Source organism: Magnetospirillum gryphiswaldense MSR-1 v2 (assembly GCF_000513295.1).
In the GTDB taxonomy this organism is placed as follows: Bacteria; Pseudomonadota; Alphaproteobacteria; order Rhodospirillales; family Magnetospirillaceae; genus Magnetospirillum; species Magnetospirillum gryphiswaldense.
The window spans coordinates 3,756,468-3,770,494 of sequence record NC_023065.1 but is presented as its reverse complement, the minus strand read 5'-3'; the positions used below and the strand labels follow the sequence as shown (position 1 = coordinate 3,770,494).

Here is a 14,027-nt window from a genome sequence, read left to right as displayed (position 1 = left end):
CTAGCCTCGCAAAACCCCACCCGAAACCTTGACCACCGCCTCGACGATCTTCTTGCTGACCGCCTCGATTTCCTCGTCGGTCAGGGTCTTGTCGAAGGGCTGCAAGGTCACCGAGATGGCCAGCGACTTCTTGCCTTCGCCCACATTGGGGCCTTCGTAGAGGTCGAAGACGGCAACGTCGGTGATCAGCGCCTTGTCGGCGGCCTTGGCCGCCCGCAGCACCGCATCCGCCGATACGGATGCGTCCATGACGAAGGCGAAGTCGCGTTCCAACGGCTGGAAGGCTGACAGCTTGACCAGGGGCTTGGCCTTGGTCGCCTTGGCCTTTTGCGGCGGCAACGCTTCCAGGAACAGCTCGAACGCCACCACCGGCCCCTTGACGTCCAGCGCGTTCAGCACGCCCGGATGCAGCTCGCCGAAATACGCCACCGGCTTGTTGCCCAGCTTGAGCACGCCGGAGCGGCCCGGATGGTACCAATTGGGAGCGTCGGTGCCGATCTGGAACGAATCCGGGTTGGCGCCGGCGGCGGCGATGGCGGCCAGCAGATCGGCCTTGGCATCGAACACATCGACGGCGCGGGCCTTGTCGGCCCAATGGCGCGGTGTGGCCTTGCCGGCGCGCAGACCGGCGGCGACATTGCGCTGCTGGCCCGGCTCGGGGCCGTCGAATTGCGGCCCGATCTCGAACAGGCCCACATCCTTAATGCCGCGATCGGCGTTGCGCCCGGTCGCCGCCACCAGATTGGGCAACACCGACGGGCGCATGCAATCCAGATCGGACGAGATGGGGTTGGCCAGATGCATGGCGAGGGCCCCACCGCCGAACAGCTTGGCCTGAGCCGAGGGCAGGAACGACCACGTCACCGTCTCCACCAGACCACGGCTGGCCAGCTGGCGCCGCACCCAGGCGGCGCGGCGCTGGCCGGGGGTCAGCACCGGCTTGGACATGCTGGGACGCGGCAGCGGTGTCGCCGGCAGCAGGTCATAGCCGTTGATGCGGATGATCTCTTCCACCAGATCGTGCTCGGCGGTGATATCGGCGCGCCACGACGGCGGCACCACCAACAGGCCGTCGCCATGTTCCGACACGGTGCAGCCCAGCGCCGTCAGGATGGCCTGCTGGCGCTGATTGTCCACCGCCACGCCGCCCAGGGCTTCCACCCGTTCGGGACGGAGCGCGATGGATTGGCGCCAATCGGGTTCGGCCCCGGCGATGACCAGTTCCGACGCTTCGCCGCCGCAAATCTCCAGGATCATGGCACTGGCCAGTTCGGCCGCATCCACCAGGAAAGCCGGGTCGACGCCGCGCTCGAAGCGGAAGCGGGCATCGGACAGGATGTCCAGCTTGCGCCCGGTGGTGGCGGTGCGGATGGGGTCGAAGAAGGCCACTTCCAGGAAGACGTCGGTGGTCGCCTCGGTACAGCCGGAATGTTCGCCGCCCATCACCCCGGCCAGGGCTTCCGGGCCACCCGCATCGGCGATGACGGTCATCGCCGGCGACAGGGTGTATTCCTTGCCGTTGAGCGCGGCCAGCGTCTCACCGTCGCGGGCCAGCCGGGCGGTGATGGTGTCGCCCTTGACGCGGGCGGCATCGAACACGTGCAGCGGCCGGGCCAGATCGAAGGTGAAGTAATTGGTGATGTCGACCAAAGCGGAAATGGGGCGCAGGCCGATGGCGGTCAGCCGGTCCTTCAGCCACTGGGGGCTTTCACCGTTCTTCACGCCACGGAAGTGACGACCGACGAACAGCGGGCAGGCGCTTTCGGCATCCTCGGGGAAATCCAAGGCCACATTGATCGGGCTGGCGTAAGCGCCCTTGACCGGGGCGACCGGCAGTGGCTTCAGCCGGCCCAGACCCGATGCCGCCAAATCGCGGGCGACACCGCGCACGCCCAGGCAATCGGCGCGGTTCGGCGTGATGGAAATCTCGATCACCGGATCGAAATGCATGGTGTCGATCAACCTGGCGCCGATGGGGGCGTCGACCGCCAACTCGGCGATACCGTCATGGTCCTCGCCCAGTTTCAGCTCGCGCCAGGAACACATCATGCCCTGGCTTTCCACACCGCGCACATTGCCCTTTTTCAGCTTTTCGCCGCTGACCGGGATGAAGCAGCCCGGCTGCGCCAGGATCACCTTGATATCGGCTCGGGCATTGGGGGCGCCGCACACCACCTGGATGATGCCGCTGCCGGTATCGACCTTGCACACGCGCAGGCGGTCGGCATTGGGGTGCGGTTCCGCCTCGACGATACGGGCGATGGTGAAGCCGGCCAAATCCTTGGCCGGATCGTGGATGTCCTCCACCTCCAGGCCCAGCATGGTCAGGCGGGCATCGATCTCGGCCAGGGAGGCATCGGTCTCCAGATGGGCCTTCAGCCACGACAGGGTGAATTTCATCGGGTCAGCCCTCCGGCCAGGGTCGGCACGTCCAGCGGCACGAAGCCGTAATGCTTCAGCCAGCGCATGTCGGAATCGAAGAAGGTACGCAGATCGGGGATGCCGTATTTCAGCATGGCCATGCGCTCGACGCCCATGCCGAAGGCGAAGCCCTGCCACTCATCCGGGTCGAGGCCGCAGGCCTTCAGGACGTTGGGATGGACCATGCCCGAGCCGCCGATTTCCAGCCAGCTGGCGCCCTTGCCGATCTTGAGTTCGCCGCCTTCGCGCGAACAGCCGATATCCACTTCCGCCGACGGTTCGGTGAAGGGGAAGAAGCTGGGGCGGAAACGCACCGGCACTTCGTCGACCTCGAAGAAGGTGGTGACGAATTCCAGCAGGCAGCCCTTCAAATGGCCCATATTGGTGGTCTTGTCGATCACCAGCCCCTCGATCTGATGGAACATGGGCGTATGGGTCATGTCGGAATCGCAGCGATAGGTGCGACCGGGCGCGATGATGCGGATGGGCGGCTTCTTCCCCAGCATGGTGCGGATCTGCACCGGGCTGGTATGGGTGCGCAGCAGATGACGGGACCCATCGTCGCGCTCGCCGAAATAGAAGGTGTCATGCATCTGCCGGGCGGGATGTTCCGCCGGGATGTTGAGCGCGGTGAAATTGTGGAAATCGTCCTCGATATCCGGACCTTCGGCCACGTCGAAGCCCATCTGGGCGAAGATGGCGGCCATCTCCTCCATCACCTGGGAAATGGGGTGGACCCGGCCCGCCAGGGTATCGGGGCGTACCGGCAAGGTGACGTCAAGCTTTTCCCGCGCCAGCCGCTGATCCAACGCCTTGGCCTCAAGCAAAGTCTTGGCGACGTTGATGGCTTCGGCCACCTCGTCCTTGACCTTGTTCATGGCCGCACCGGCGGCCTTGCGCGCGTCCGGGTCCATCTTGCCGAGCGCGCCCATCAGGGCGGAGATACTGCCCTTTTTGCCCAAGGCGGCGACGCGGGCGGTTTCCAGCGCCTCGATGGTGTCAGCGGCGGCGACCGAAGCCAAAGCCTCGGCACGGATACTCTCCAACTCGTCCATGCGTCATCCCTTTCGGACACGAAAGGGGGCCGCCCGCTGGGCAGCCCCCTTAAGCAAAACAGACCTGCTTCGTCGCGCAGAGCCTTAGCCCAGGGCCGCCTCGGCCTTTTGCACCAACGACTTGAAGGATTCCGGCTCGCGCGCGGCGATGTCGGCCAGCACCTTGCGGTCCAGCACGATACCGGCCTTCTTCAGGCCATTCATGAAGCGGGAATAGGGCATGCCGTACTGACGGGTACCGGCGTTGATACGCTGGATCCACAGGGCACGGAAATTACGCTTCTTGGCCCGACGGTCGCGATAGGCGTAACGCAGCGCCTTTTCGACCTTTTCGATGGCCACACGGAAGCAGGTGGAGGAGCGGCCACGGAAACCCTTGGCCAGCTTCAAAATCTTCTTGTGACGGGCGTGAGTGGTTACGCCCCGCTTGACGCGCGCCATTACTTAGCTCCGTTCGGCAGGTAGTATTGCTTGACCTTCTCACCATCAGCCTTGAACAGGATGAAGGTGCCGCGGGCTTGACGCTTCATGTCGTTCGGCTTGGCCGACAGGCAGTGGCGCTTGTTGGCGGCGCCGGCCTTGACCTTGCCGGACGCGGTGAGCTTGAACCGCTTCTTGGCGGCGCTCTTGGTTTTCATCTTGGGCATTTTCGCTTCCTTCGCGAAAAGGGTTTCACTGCGATACACAAGCGGCGGGGCATGCCCTTACAGGCCCACGCGCGCTTGAAGGAGGAAGCTTATAAACGCAAGGGGGGCGAATTGCAAGCCTTGGCGGCACATATCGACACTGGCCCGGCGGTGCGCAGCATGCCATAGTCATTCCAATAATTGCAGGCGGGCAAAGGGCACCATGGCCGCAGGGGATATCGCCACTTCACGCGAAGTATATGTCGCCTTCGCCTTCGCCGCCGCCGACCTTCTGGTCGAGGTGGACGAGGACGGCGCCATCGTCTTCGCCGTTGGCGCCGCCATGGCCCTGACCAGCAAGCCGGCCCGCGCGTTGACCGGGCAACCGGCCTCGGCCATGTTCATCCCCCAGGACGGTGAGCGCATCGACCGCGCGCTCAACCGCATGGACGAAGGCGAGCGGGTGCGCCTGCTGCTGCTGCATACACCGGGCGGACCTGGGCGCCCCAACAAACCGGTGGCTTTGGCAGGCTATCGCCACCCGGACCGGCCGGGTCATCGCCTGCTGGCCCTGACCCACGCCGCCGCCTTGGAAGTGCCCGAGGAAAACCGCACCCCCATCGGCCACCTGCTGAGCCGCGAGGATTTTTCCGTCCTCGCCCGGCGGATGATGGATGAAGGCAGCGTCGGCGCCGACACCGACCAGGCCTATCAGCTGACCATGGTCGAATTGCCGGCGGTCGAGCAGGTGCGCGCCGCCGCCGGGCCGGTCAAGGCCGACGAGTTCATGGCCGAGTTGGGCGACCGCTTGAAGGCGGTGTCCATGGGCGGCGACGCCGCCGGTGAATTGGGCGAGAACCGCTATGGCGTCATCCATTCCCCCTCGGTCACCGCCTCGTCCATCGAGGCGGCGCTGACCGATCTGGTCGCCGCCTTCCTGCCCGGCGATCAGCCCGAGCCGGTGAAATCGGCCACCGTCGCCCTGGACGCCGCCGGCATCTCGTCGGAAGAGGCGACCAACGCCCTGCTTTACTCGCTCAACCGGTTTTCCCAGGGCGAAGAGGTCAATCTGCACAATCTGGCCAAGGATGTGCGCTCGCGCCTGTCCGACACCGTCGGCCAGATGCGCGAGATCAAGGAAGTCATCGACCAGGGCCGGTTCGAGCTGGTGTTCCAGCCCATCGTCGATCTGTGGACCGACATGGTTCATCATTTTGAATGTCTGGTGCGCTTTCCCGGCAAATCGTCGCCGTTTGAAACCGTCACCTTCGCCGAGAATGTCGGCATCGTCGGCAATCTGGACATGGCCATCTTGAACCGGGCCATCAATTTCATGCGCTCGCCGCTGGGCAACAACCCGTCGCTGCGTTTCGCCGTCAATCTGTCGGGGCGGTCATTGTCGCACGCGCCCACGGCGCGCCGCCTGCTGTCCATGGTCGCCGGCTGTCCGGATTTACGCGGGCGCATGCTGTTCGAGCTGACCGAATCGGCGGAAGTGGACGATTTGCCCGCCGTCAACGCCATCTTGCAATCCCTGCGCAAGGGCGGTTTCCAGGTTTGCCTGGACGATTTCGGCGCCGGCTCCGCCGCCTTCCACTATCTGCGCGCCCTGGAAGTGGATCACGTCAAGATCGATGGCGCCTATATCAAGGAAGTCAGGGGCTCGAACACGCCGACACCCTATCTCAAGGCCATCGCCCAATTGTGCGCCGACCTCAAGGTGGGCACCATCGCCGAATTCGTCGAGACGTCGGAAACCGCCAATCTGCTGAAATTGCTGAAGGTCCGCCACGCCCAGGGCTATCTGTACGGCAAGCCCATGCAGCCGGCCAATATCGAGGCCGACCCCATGAAGGGCTGGGCGGTCAACGGCCTTTACTGGCAAAACGGCCTGCTGGCCTATCGCAATCAGGCGCCGCAGGCCAAGCCCATCCGCTTTCCCACCGTCAGCAACGGCTGACGTGATGTGACATCAGGGCGGTGAAAGACGCCCATTTTTCCTTCTTCATCCCCGCCCTTCCGCCGTCACTCCCGCGAAGGCGGGAGTCCAGAGGGGGGCACCACCACCTTTCCCGCGACTCCTGGATACCCGCCTGCGCGGGTATGACGAGGGAGGGACCATGCCTCAGCGGTGATAGAACCCGGCGCCGACGACATAGTCGCCGACCTGGACCACATAGGACGTCTTGTTTTCCAGCTTGCCGGTGCTCGGGTTCTTCCACAGGTAATCAACCATGCCAGAGCCGTTGCGCTTGGCCTTCTTGATGATTTCCTGCACCACCTTCAGGCCGGCGGCGTCGGTCATCTCCCAGGCGTTGGAGCCGGTGCGCTCGGGACGAAAGCCGGTCGCCTTGTAGACGCCCTTGGGGTCGAAGGCGAAAACATAAAGGTCGTCCTTGATCCACTTGCCCTTGGGATCGTTGAAGGCGACAAAGGCCTTTTCCGGCCCCACCTTCTTCATGAAGGCGACGGCGTCGTCGACCAGGGCCTGCACTTCCTCGTAGCCGTGGCGGACCACCGGCGGCGGGGCCGGCGTGTTGGTCTCGGCGGCGAAAACCGGCGGCGCCAGCAACAAGGCACCCAGCAGCGCCGCCCCCAGGCGATTGGACATCATGGTTAAGCCTCCCCTCATATATTTATTGCCGCCATCCTAATATAGCTTTCGCCGGAAACCAAAGGCTGGTTGGTGACACGTGTGTGCCGGTGCTATAAGCCGCAGACCATGCACACACAGAGCAAACCCATCTCCTGGCGGTCGGAAGTGGCAGCCATGCTGACGCTGGGCTGGCCGACCATCATGACCAACCTGGCGCAGATCGCCATCGGCACCACCGATACGCTGATGATGGGCTGGCTGGGACCGACCGATCTGGCCGCCGGCACCTTGGGCGCCAATCTGTATTTCGGCTGGTTCGTCATGGGGATCGGGCTGGTCCTGGCCACCTCGCCGCTGTTGGCCCACACCTTGGGGGCTCGGCGTCATTCAGTGCGCGAATGCCGCCGCATCGTCCGCCAGGGATTGTGGCTGGCCGGGTTTTATTGCCTGCCGGTGTGGCTGGTGCTGTGGAACACCGCCGCCATCCTGAACGCCATGGGCCAAGACCCGGCCCTGACCGCTGCCGCCGGCGATTATGGCCGCGCCATGATGTGGGGGCTACTGCCGGCCCTGGGGGTGATCGCGCTGCGGTCCTTCATCTCGGCCTTGCAACGGCCGCGCGCCGCCATGGTGGTGACCTTGCTGGCGGTGGGCCTCAATGCCTTCGTCAACTGGCTGTTGATGTTCGGTAATTGGGGGGCGCCGGCCCTGGGGGTGATGGGGGCGGGCATCGCCTCGACCTTGTCCAACCTGTTCATGTTCAGCGCCCTGTTGGGCTTCATCCTGTGGGATCGCCGCTTCCGCCGTTATCATTTGCTCGGGCATTTCTGGCGCCCGGATTGGATCAAGCTGCGCGAATTATGGCGTATCGGCCTGCCCATGGGGCTGGCCATGGGTTTCGAGGTCTCGGGCTTCAATGCCGCCGCCTTCCTGATGGGGCTGATCGATACCGCGTCGCTGGCCGCCCATGCCATCGCCCTGCAAGTGGCTTCGGCCACCTTCATGGTGCCCATGGGCATGGCCCAGGCGGCCACCGTACGGGTGGGGCTGGCGGCGGGGGCCGGCGATGCCGAGGGGGTGCGCAAGGCCGGCTGGACCGCCCTGGTTCTGGGGGTGGGCTTCATGGCGGTCATGGCCCTGGTGCTGCTGTTGTGGCCGCGGGCCATCATCGGCGTCTTCCTGGATCTGTCCCATCCCGATAGCGCCGCCGTGCTGGCTCATGGCATCGGCTTCCTGGCGGTGGCGGCGATCTTCCAGGTCGCCGACGGCGCCCAGGTGGTGGGAGCCGGCGCCCTGCGCGGGCTCAAGGACACCCGGGTGCCGATGATCTTCGCCGGTCTCGGCTATTGGGGATTGGCCATCCCGGTCGGCGCCGCCCTGGCTTTTACCGGCGGTGTCGGCGGCCTGGGCATCTGGATCGGTCTGGCCCTGGGCCTGGCGGTGGTGGCGGCGCTGGTCACCATGCGTTGGAGCCTGCGCCGCCGCCTGGGCTTGCTCACAGATATGTCTTGAACCAGTCCTGCAATCGCTGCCAGCCGGCCTGGGCCGGCAAGGCGCGATAGCTGGGCCGGTAATCGGCATGGAAGGCATGGGGGGCGTCGGTGTAGACGACGATCTCGGTCTTGACCTTGGCCGCCTTGGCCGCGCTTCGCATGCGCTCGATGCTGTCGAGCGGGATGCCCTGGTCGCCGCCGCCGTAAAGCCCCAGAACCGGCGCCTTCAACTGGCCGGCGATATCGATGGGATGGCGCGGGTTGTTTTCCGACGCGTCGCCGACCAGCCTGCCATACCAGGCGACCGCCGCCTTCAGCTTGGGATTATGGGCGGCATAAAGCCAGGAAATGCGCCCGCCCCAGCAAAAGCCGGTGATGCCCAAGCGCTTGGCATCGCCACCATGGCTGGTAGCCCAGGCGGCGGCGGCATCCAGATCGGCCAGCACCTGGGCATCGGGCACCTGGGCGACGATGGTTTTCAGCAAGGTGGGAATATCGCTGACGGTCGACGGGTCGCCCTGACGAAAATAAAGTTCGGGGGCGATGGCCAGATAGCCCAGCTTGGCCAGCCGGCGGCAGACGTCGCGGATATGTTCATGCACGCCGAAGATTTCCTGCACCACCAGGATGGTCGGCAGATTGCTGCCGCTGGCCGGGCGGGCCACATAGGCGGGCAAGGTCCCGATCATCTGCGGCCCGGCGGCAAGGCCGGTACTGTCGGTGCTGATGGCCTGGGCGTTGACCGGACCGGCGGCGACGGCGAAGCCGGTGGCGGCCAGGGCGGTACCGATGAAGCCGCGACGGCTGAAATCGGGGTTCAGGCTTTTCTCGTCCTCACGCATGGATTGTCCTCCCGTATCCGAAGACCTGAGTGTGGGGATGCCGACGGCTAATTGAAAGAGGCGGCTTGACCAATGTCAGAGGCGGGGGCGAGCGGCGGCCCTAAGCTGGCCCGGTTCCATTTTGGGGGAAATCGTGATGTTGCGCCGCCTTGCCCTGTTTTTGTGCCTTGCCGCCACGCCCGCTTTGGCCGAGGACATCGCCTGCCCCGATTTGTCGATTGCCCAACCGGTGGGCGATTGCCCGTCGGAGGAGCAGTTGAAATATTCCTACGCCGGCTATTGCAGCGACGACGCCCGCATGTACGACAAGGATGGCGGCAACACCTGCGTCACCTTGGACGACTTCAAGAAACTGAAGAACCATGCGTTATGGGAAGCCGGCGACTTCCAGGGCTATCTGCATTGCGGTCGCAGCCCGGAACAGACCCGCGCCTTGAAGTTGACCGGCATGAAGGTCGCTCCCGCCGGCAAGCTGACCCGGGTGGTGTGCGATTATGAAGACGGCGCCATGATGGTGCTGCGCACCCGGCGCGCCTGCGTCATCAACGGCGACAAGGCCGTGTGTGATTAAAGTCGCCCCCCGTCATACCCGCGCAGGCGGGTATCCAGGAGCGCGGACAAGCTGGAGGTACACCCTCTGGACTCCCGCCTGCGCGGGAGTGACGACCATTGATGTGAACGCGCGTCAGATTTCAGGCTGGCAAATTTAGAGCATTTTCACATCGAGCGTCCATATCCGTCGTGGGCGAAGAAATTGGCGCATTCCTCGGGCGGAAACAGGTCGATGAGTTTTCCGATCACGTCCCATAAGGTGTTGATGGTGCGGGCTTGCGCCTTTCGCAGCAGGCTCTTGAGCTTGGCGAAGGCGAGCTCGATGGGATTGAGGTCTGGGGAGTAGGGCGGCAGATACCGCAGGGTGGCCCCTCGGGCTTCGATGAGTTGCTTGACCCCTGCCACCTTGTGGGCGGGCAGATTGTCCATTACGACGATGTCGCCGGGCCGCAAGGTCGGAGCCAGGACCTGCTCGACATAGGCCAGGAAGATCGCGCCATTCATCGCCTTGTCGATGACGAAGGGGGCGGAGATTCCGTCATGCCGGAGCGCCCCGACGAAGGTGGTCATTTTCCAATGACCGTGCGGCACCGCAGCCAGCAGCCGCTGACCGCGCGGCGCCCGTCCGTAGCGCCGGGTCATGTTGGTCGATGCCCCGGTTTCATCAAGGAAGACCAAGCGGGTTGGGTCCAGCGCCGGCTGCTCGGCTCGCCAGGCGATGCGTCCTTCGGCTACGTCGGGACGTTCCTGCTCGGCAGCATGCGCACTCTTTTTTTCAGACTGAGGTCGAGCCGCTCAAGCGTGTTCCACAGGCCGCCGACGCTGATCGACACGCCCAATTCGGCCAGAACCCAGGCGCGCAACTCAGCCAGCGTGGCATCGGGCTCGACCTTGATCTGCGCCTGCAACGCCTCAAGGTGAGCCGCCAGCTTCTGTCCTGGCCGCCCAGGCCGTGGCTTCACCGTCGTCTCGCCGGTGGCCCGGCGGCGGCCTTGGGCCTTGTAGATGTACGAAACGCTCACCCGGAACAGCGGCGCCACCTCGTAGGCGCTCATGCCGCTGTCCACAGCCGCCAAAACTCTATCGCGCAAGTCCTGAGAATAGGACTGCCCTGAGCGCCACGTCATCGCATCATCCTCGGGAGCGTTGTTACCGAAGATGTTGAATCACAAAATGACCTCAGGGGGAATCCTCTACCGATTCCGCTCGGCGTGAAACCGCTCTAACCTTGGCGGGCCAGCAGATCCAAAAGCGGCGTCCATTCGGCGGCATAATCGCGGGCGCGGCGGTCCCTGGATTCCAGGACCGACGAGCCCAGGGCCGCGGTGGTCGGATAAATCTGGCTGTCGCGCAGTCGCGCCACCACCGGAAAGCCCAGGGATTCGAAGAACACGTCCAGTTGTTCTGTCGCCTTGGCCCCCAGGCGCAGGCGGTTGCCGATGATCGCCACCACCCGCTTGTTCTTGCGCACCGCCTTGACCGCCGACAGCTTCTTGAGGAAATGGGCGGTGGCATCCTGGTCGAAGGCGCCGGGCAGGACCGGCACCACCACCACGTCGGCGATGGCGATCAAATCCTCCACGTCGTCATGATGCATGGCGGCGGGAGCGTCGATGACCAGCCGGTCGATGCCCTTGGGCGGATTGCCCAAAGTCTTGGACCAATCCAGACCGGTGATGGTGGGGGCGGCCTCGTCGCGGCGCTTTAGCCAGTTGAGCGACGATTTCTGTCGGTCGCAATCGGCGATGATCGTGGACAGGCCGGTGGCGGCGAAGGACGACGCCAGATGGGTGGCGATGGTGGTCTTGCCGCAGCCGCCCTTGATGTTCCCGACCAGTACCGACAGCATGCCATCCCCCCGTTCCCGTGTGATGGCGGCAAAGGTAGCACAACCGGCGGAGCGCGAAATGTGAAGAACGCGCCCCGCCGGTTGGAATCACTCTCCCGACAGGCGGCGGAAACCGGCCGAGACCTTGGCGATGAAGGCGGGATCGCGCTTTTTCCAATAGCGCGGATCTTGCAGCATCTGCTTCAGATCGTCTTCCGACGGCTCGTCTTCGCGTGGGGTGGCGGTGCGGCCCATGCTGGGCTCGCCCGAATTCATCATGGCGCGCATGGCGATGATGCCGTCGGCGGAAGCGGACAAGGCCTCGTACAATTCCGCCGACAGATTGGCCTGACCCCAGGCCTGAACCTGACGGGCGGTTTCCGCCCATTTGGCCTCGCCGCCGAAATGGTCGCGCAGACGTTCCAGGCTACGCTGGCTTTCGAACTCACCGGCCATCTGTTCCAACGTCGGAATCACCCGCTGATGGGCCAGATCATAGACCAACTGCGCCTGCTTGGGGGTGAAGCCGGCCTGATGCAGCAGGCGGTTGACCTCGGCATCGGGGCTCAGCATGGGGTGGCGCTGTTCGATGCTGTATTGCTCGGGGCTTTCCGGTACCCCCAGGGCCCGGTGAAAGGCGCAACGCTGTTCGTCGGAGCAATCGTCGCCGGGGATTTCCACCATGCGATGCATGCGGCGCTCCAACTCCTGATAGGCGCGCAGCAAGGCATCGGTGCGCAAGGCGCCGGTGGCCGGATCGCGGAACTTTTCCGGGATGGCGGTGCTGATCGGCATCTCCGGTTCGGGCGGCAGGGAATCTTCGTAGTACATCTGTTGTTCTCCTGATCAAGCGTAAAGAGAGCCGTCGCGGCCGCGTTCGACCAGCGACAGGATATGGGCGGCCAGCAGGCGCTGGCCCTCCAGGCAGCGCAGCGCCGCGTCGCTGGCATCGGGACCGAGACAGCGGTCAAGGGTGAGGCTGCGCAGATGGGCCAGGGCCAGATCGCCGTCGGCGCCGGAAAAAGCCCGGGCAAAGGCGCGGGCCACCGCCAGCCGCTGGGCATTGTCGGGCGGGGCGGGCGGCGCGAACCAGTCCCAGCCGGGATCAGATTTGGACATGGACGTTCTCCGGGTTTTGCTGTGCCACCATCAGATCGGCGGGGATGTTGAAGGCGCGGCCCAGCCATTGGGCAGCGGCGGCGGGATCGACCACCGCCATGCCGGCGGGGCCGAGTTGGGCCAGCGCCGACAGCCAGCTCAGCACGTTGTGGGCGTCGCGCTGGGCCTGGGATTGGGCCAGGGGCGAGCGGTACTGCAACTCGACCAGATGGCCGTCGACCAACAGCGGCGGGATTTCGCCGCGCCGGCGCAAGATGGTGACGGCGCGCAGGATCAACGGCGTCAGCAGTTCCGATTGCAGACGGCCATAGGTGGCCCCGAGCAGGCGGGCCATGTCGGCGGAGCGTTCCAACACCTCGGTCGCCGTCATCTTGGGGTTGTCGGCCTGCCCCAGCTTGTCGGCCAGCAAGGCATGGCGGATGCGCCCGCGCAGATCGTCGAGGACCAGTTGCGAAATGTCGAAGCGGCCCGGACTTTCCAGCGGCTGCAACCCGGCCGAGCCCACCGCCTTGGGGATGATGGTGCCGGGGATCAGCTTGATGTTGGCCGGGTTGAGCACGCCGTCATCATCGGCCTGCCAAATGCCGGTGACGGCGATGGTGGCGTTTTTCAGCACCAGTTCCACCACCTTGTTGGCGGTCTTGATGTCGGGCAGCGCCTTCATCACCGGCGAACGGCCATAGATTTCCCCCGGCGCCTTCAGCCAGCGGAAATTGATGAAGGGCGACTGACCGAAGCGGCCCTCGGCCAGCAGGGCTTCGTCGTCATCGCCGGCGTCTTCCAGGATGGCGGCATAATCGTAATGGCCGCGCTGGTTGGGGATCACCGCCTCGATGACGGCGAAGCGGGCCTGCGGGTCTTCCTCGCCCCGGCGGATCAGCGACGGATCCAACTGAGCGGCGGGGAAGCGTTGCCGCAAGGCGGCCAGCGCCAGCTCGCTACGGCGAAAGCTGCTGTCCAACTTGCCGTCGGGGCCTTCCTCCAGCACCGCCTGGGCCAAGGGGACGGCGGTGAAGCGAAAGGCCGAGGCCTCGCCCGGCTGCGCCTCCTCGAACAACAGGCAGGCGGTGCCGCCGGTGACCACGTCGAGATAGCATTGATGCATTTCCACCGCGAAGTTGGAGCGGTCGAAATGGCTTTGCAAGATGGCGCCGACCTTGTCGAGTAAGGGGGCGACCTGCTGGCGCTCGGCCTCGTCCAGATCGGGACCGGCGGTCAGGCCGAACCATTGCGCCCACGGCGGGGTCAGTTCCGACAACAGGCTGGCGGCCAGTTGGTCGACGGCATCGGCGGCGGTGCCGTCGAACAGGCGGTCGCCCTTTTTCTCGCCCGGATTGGGTTGGTGCAGCACGGCGTCGCGCAGCGGCAGGGCGTAATCGTAACATTCCTGCCAATGGGCTTCCCAGGTGGCGCGCCGTTCCTTGGCCTTGCGGTAACGCTGGCGCAGATGGCCCGATTGGTGGTCCGGCCCCAGCGGATGATTGACGTCGGTCAT

14 protein-coding genes are annotated in these 14,027 nt (G+C 64.9%); 3 read left to right on the top strand and 11 right to left on the bottom strand.

The genetic code is table 11. The features are described 5' to 3' along the window. The 4 genes from pheT to rpmI all read right to left on the bottom strand — a co-directional run bounded on the left by pheT (position 1) and on the right by rpmI (position 4,123). Positions 1 to 2,400 carry a phenylalanine--tRNA ligase subunit beta gene (gene pheT / locus MGMSRV2_RS18085; RefSeq protein ID WP_024081826.1) on the bottom strand — a complete coding sequence of 800 codons (2,400 nt, stop codon included), beginning with the start codon at positions 2,398 to 2,400 and terminating at the stop codon, positions 1 to 3. Beyond that, the gene (pheS, locus tag MGMSRV2_RS18080) at positions 2,397 to 3,476 is read right to left on the bottom strand and encodes a phenylalanine--tRNA ligase subunit alpha (RefSeq protein ID WP_024081825.1); all 1,080 of its coding nucleotides are present in this window, start codon (positions 3,474 to 3,476) and stop codon (positions 2,397 to 2,399) included. Before pheS ends, pheT begins: the two co-directional genes overlap by 4 nt. An 84-nt stretch (positions 3,477 to 3,560) precedes the next feature. Further along, positions 3,561 to 3,917: a 50S ribosomal protein L20 gene (gene rplT, locus MGMSRV2_RS18075; RefSeq protein WP_024081824.1), complete on the bottom strand. Its 357-nt coding sequence runs from the start codon at positions 3,915 to 3,917 to the stop codon at positions 3,561 to 3,563. Beyond that, complete coding sequence (gene rpmI / locus MGMSRV2_RS18070; protein ID WP_024081823.1) at positions 3,917 to 4,123, bottom strand: 50S ribosomal protein L35; 207 nt, start codon at positions 4,121 to 4,123, stop codon at positions 3,917 to 3,919. The genes rplT and rpmI overlap by 1 nt, the downstream gene beginning before the upstream one ends. Positions 4,124 to 4,325: 202 nt before the next feature. Between rpmI and MGMSRV2_RS18065 the strand changes: the two genes are divergently transcribed. Then, positions 4,326 to 6,062, top strand: a complete 1,737-nt coding sequence (locus MGMSRV2_RS18065) for an EAL domain-containing protein (RefSeq protein WP_024081822.1) — start codon at positions 4,326 to 4,328, stop codon at positions 6,060 to 6,062. A 165-nt stretch (positions 6,063 to 6,227) separates the two neighbouring features. On the opposite strand, the gene MGMSRV2_RS18060 is transcribed toward MGMSRV2_RS18065, so the two are convergent. Further along, positions 6,228 to 6,716: a cache domain-containing protein gene (locus tag MGMSRV2_RS18060; protein WP_024081821.1), complete on the bottom strand. Its 489-nt coding sequence runs from the start codon at positions 6,714 to 6,716 to the stop codon at positions 6,228 to 6,230. 108 nt (positions 6,717 to 6,824) lie between these two features. Between MGMSRV2_RS18060 and MGMSRV2_RS18055 the strand changes: the two genes are divergently transcribed. Continuing rightward, positions 6,825 to 8,210 carry an MATE family efflux transporter gene (locus MGMSRV2_RS18055; protein ID WP_041633762.1) on the top strand — a complete coding sequence of 462 codons (1,386 nt, stop codon included), beginning with the start codon at positions 6,825 to 6,827 and terminating at the stop codon, positions 8,208 to 8,210. On the opposite strand, the gene MGMSRV2_RS18050 is transcribed toward MGMSRV2_RS18055, so the two are convergent. Further along, on the bottom strand, positions 8,194 to 9,033 hold the full coding sequence (locus MGMSRV2_RS18050; protein ID WP_024081819.1) for a dienelactone hydrolase family protein: 840 nt from the start codon (positions 9,031 to 9,033) through the stop codon (positions 8,194 to 8,196). The two genes, MGMSRV2_RS18055 and MGMSRV2_RS18050, sit on opposite strands and share 17 nt — an antisense overlap. A 136-nt stretch (positions 9,034 to 9,169) precedes the next feature. Between MGMSRV2_RS18050 and MGMSRV2_RS18045 the strand changes: the two genes are divergently transcribed. Continuing rightward, positions 9,170 to 9,604 (top strand): hypothetical protein, encoded by a 435-nt coding sequence (locus MGMSRV2_RS18045; RefSeq protein WP_024081818.1) that lies wholly within the window; start codon positions 9,170 to 9,172, stop codon positions 9,602 to 9,604. A 146-nt stretch (positions 9,605 to 9,750) separates the two neighbouring features. Here MGMSRV2_RS18045 and MGMSRV2_RS18040 read toward each other — a convergent pair. The 5 genes from MGMSRV2_RS18040 to MGMSRV2_RS18020 form a co-directional block, all read right to left on the bottom strand. After that, positions 9,751 to 10,712, bottom strand: a protein-coding gene (locus MGMSRV2_RS18040) for an IS630 family transposase (protein ID WP_144084247.1) whose coding sequence is annotated in 2 segments (ribosomal slippage) — positions 9,751 to 10,364 and positions 10,364 to 10,712 — 963 coding nt in all. Because the reading frame shifts where the segments join, the coding sequence is not laid out codon by codon here. Between the two features lie 95 nt (positions 10,713 to 10,807). After that, positions 10,808 to 11,434 (bottom strand): nucleotide-binding protein, encoded by a 627-nt coding sequence (locus MGMSRV2_RS18035; protein ID WP_024081817.1) that lies wholly within the window; start codon positions 11,432 to 11,434, stop codon positions 10,808 to 10,810. An 87-nt stretch (positions 11,435 to 11,521) separates the two neighbouring features. Then, entirely contained in the window at positions 11,522 to 12,244 is a 723-nt protein-coding gene (locus tag MGMSRV2_RS18030; protein WP_024081816.1) for a capsid assembly protein, read from the bottom strand. 15 nt (positions 12,245 to 12,259) lie between these two features. After that, entirely contained in the window at positions 12,260 to 12,532 is a 273-nt protein-coding gene (locus tag MGMSRV2_RS18025) for a Bbp19 family protein (RefSeq protein WP_024081815.1), read from the bottom strand. Continuing rightward, positions 12,519 to 14,027 carry a portal protein gene (locus MGMSRV2_RS18020; protein ID WP_024081814.1) on the bottom strand — a complete coding sequence of 503 codons (1,509 nt, stop codon included), beginning with the start codon at positions 14,025 to 14,027 and terminating at the stop codon, positions 12,519 to 12,521. Before MGMSRV2_RS18020 ends, MGMSRV2_RS18025 begins: the two co-directional genes overlap by 14 nt.

Coding starts and splice junctions, on each gene's coding strand:
- MGMSRV2_RS18030 (WP_024081816.1), bottom strand. CDS start 12,244: ATGTACTACGAAGATTCCCTGCCGCCCGAACCGGAGATGCCGATCAGC.
- MGMSRV2_RS18050 (WP_024081819.1), bottom strand. CDS start 9,033: ATGCGTGAGGACGAGAAAAGCCTGAACCCCGATTTCAGCCGTCGCGGC.
- rplT (WP_024081824.1), bottom strand. CDS start 3,917: ATGGCGCGCGTCAAGCGGGGCGTAACCACTCACGCCCGTCACAAGAAG.
- pheS (WP_024081825.1), bottom strand. CDS start 3,476: ATGGACGAGTTGGAGAGTATCCGTGCCGAGGCTTTGGCTTCGGTCGCC.
- MGMSRV2_RS18045 (WP_024081818.1), top strand. CDS start 9,170: ATGTTGCGCCGCCTTGCCCTGTTTTTGTGCCTTGCCGCCACGCCCGCT.
- rpmI (WP_024081823.1), bottom strand. CDS start 4,123: ATGCCCAAGATGAAAACCAAGAGCGCCGCCAAGAAGCGGTTCAAGCTC.
- MGMSRV2_RS18035 (WP_024081817.1), bottom strand. CDS start 11,434: ATGCTGTCGGTACTGGTCGGGAACATCAAGGGCGGCTGCGGCAAGACC.
- MGMSRV2_RS18065 (WP_024081822.1), top strand. CDS start 4,326: ATGGCCGCAGGGGATATCGCCACTTCACGCGAAGTATATGTCGCCTTC.
- MGMSRV2_RS18020 (WP_024081814.1), bottom strand. CDS start 14,027: ATGACCGACGTCAATCATCCGCTGGGGCCGGACCACCAATCGGGCCAT.
- MGMSRV2_RS18025 (WP_024081815.1), bottom strand. CDS start 12,532: ATGTCCAAATCTGATCCCGGCTGGGACTGGTTCGCGCCGCCCGCCCCG.
- MGMSRV2_RS18060 (WP_024081821.1), bottom strand. CDS start 6,716: ATGATGTCCAATCGCCTGGGGGCGGCGCTGCTGGGTGCCTTGTTGCTG.
- pheT (WP_024081826.1), bottom strand. CDS start 2,400: ATGAAATTCACCCTGTCGTGGCTGAAGGCCCATCTGGAGACCGATGCC.
- MGMSRV2_RS18055 (WP_041633762.1), top strand. CDS start 6,825: ATGCACACACAGAGCAAACCCATCTCCTGGCGGTCGGAAGTGGCAGCC.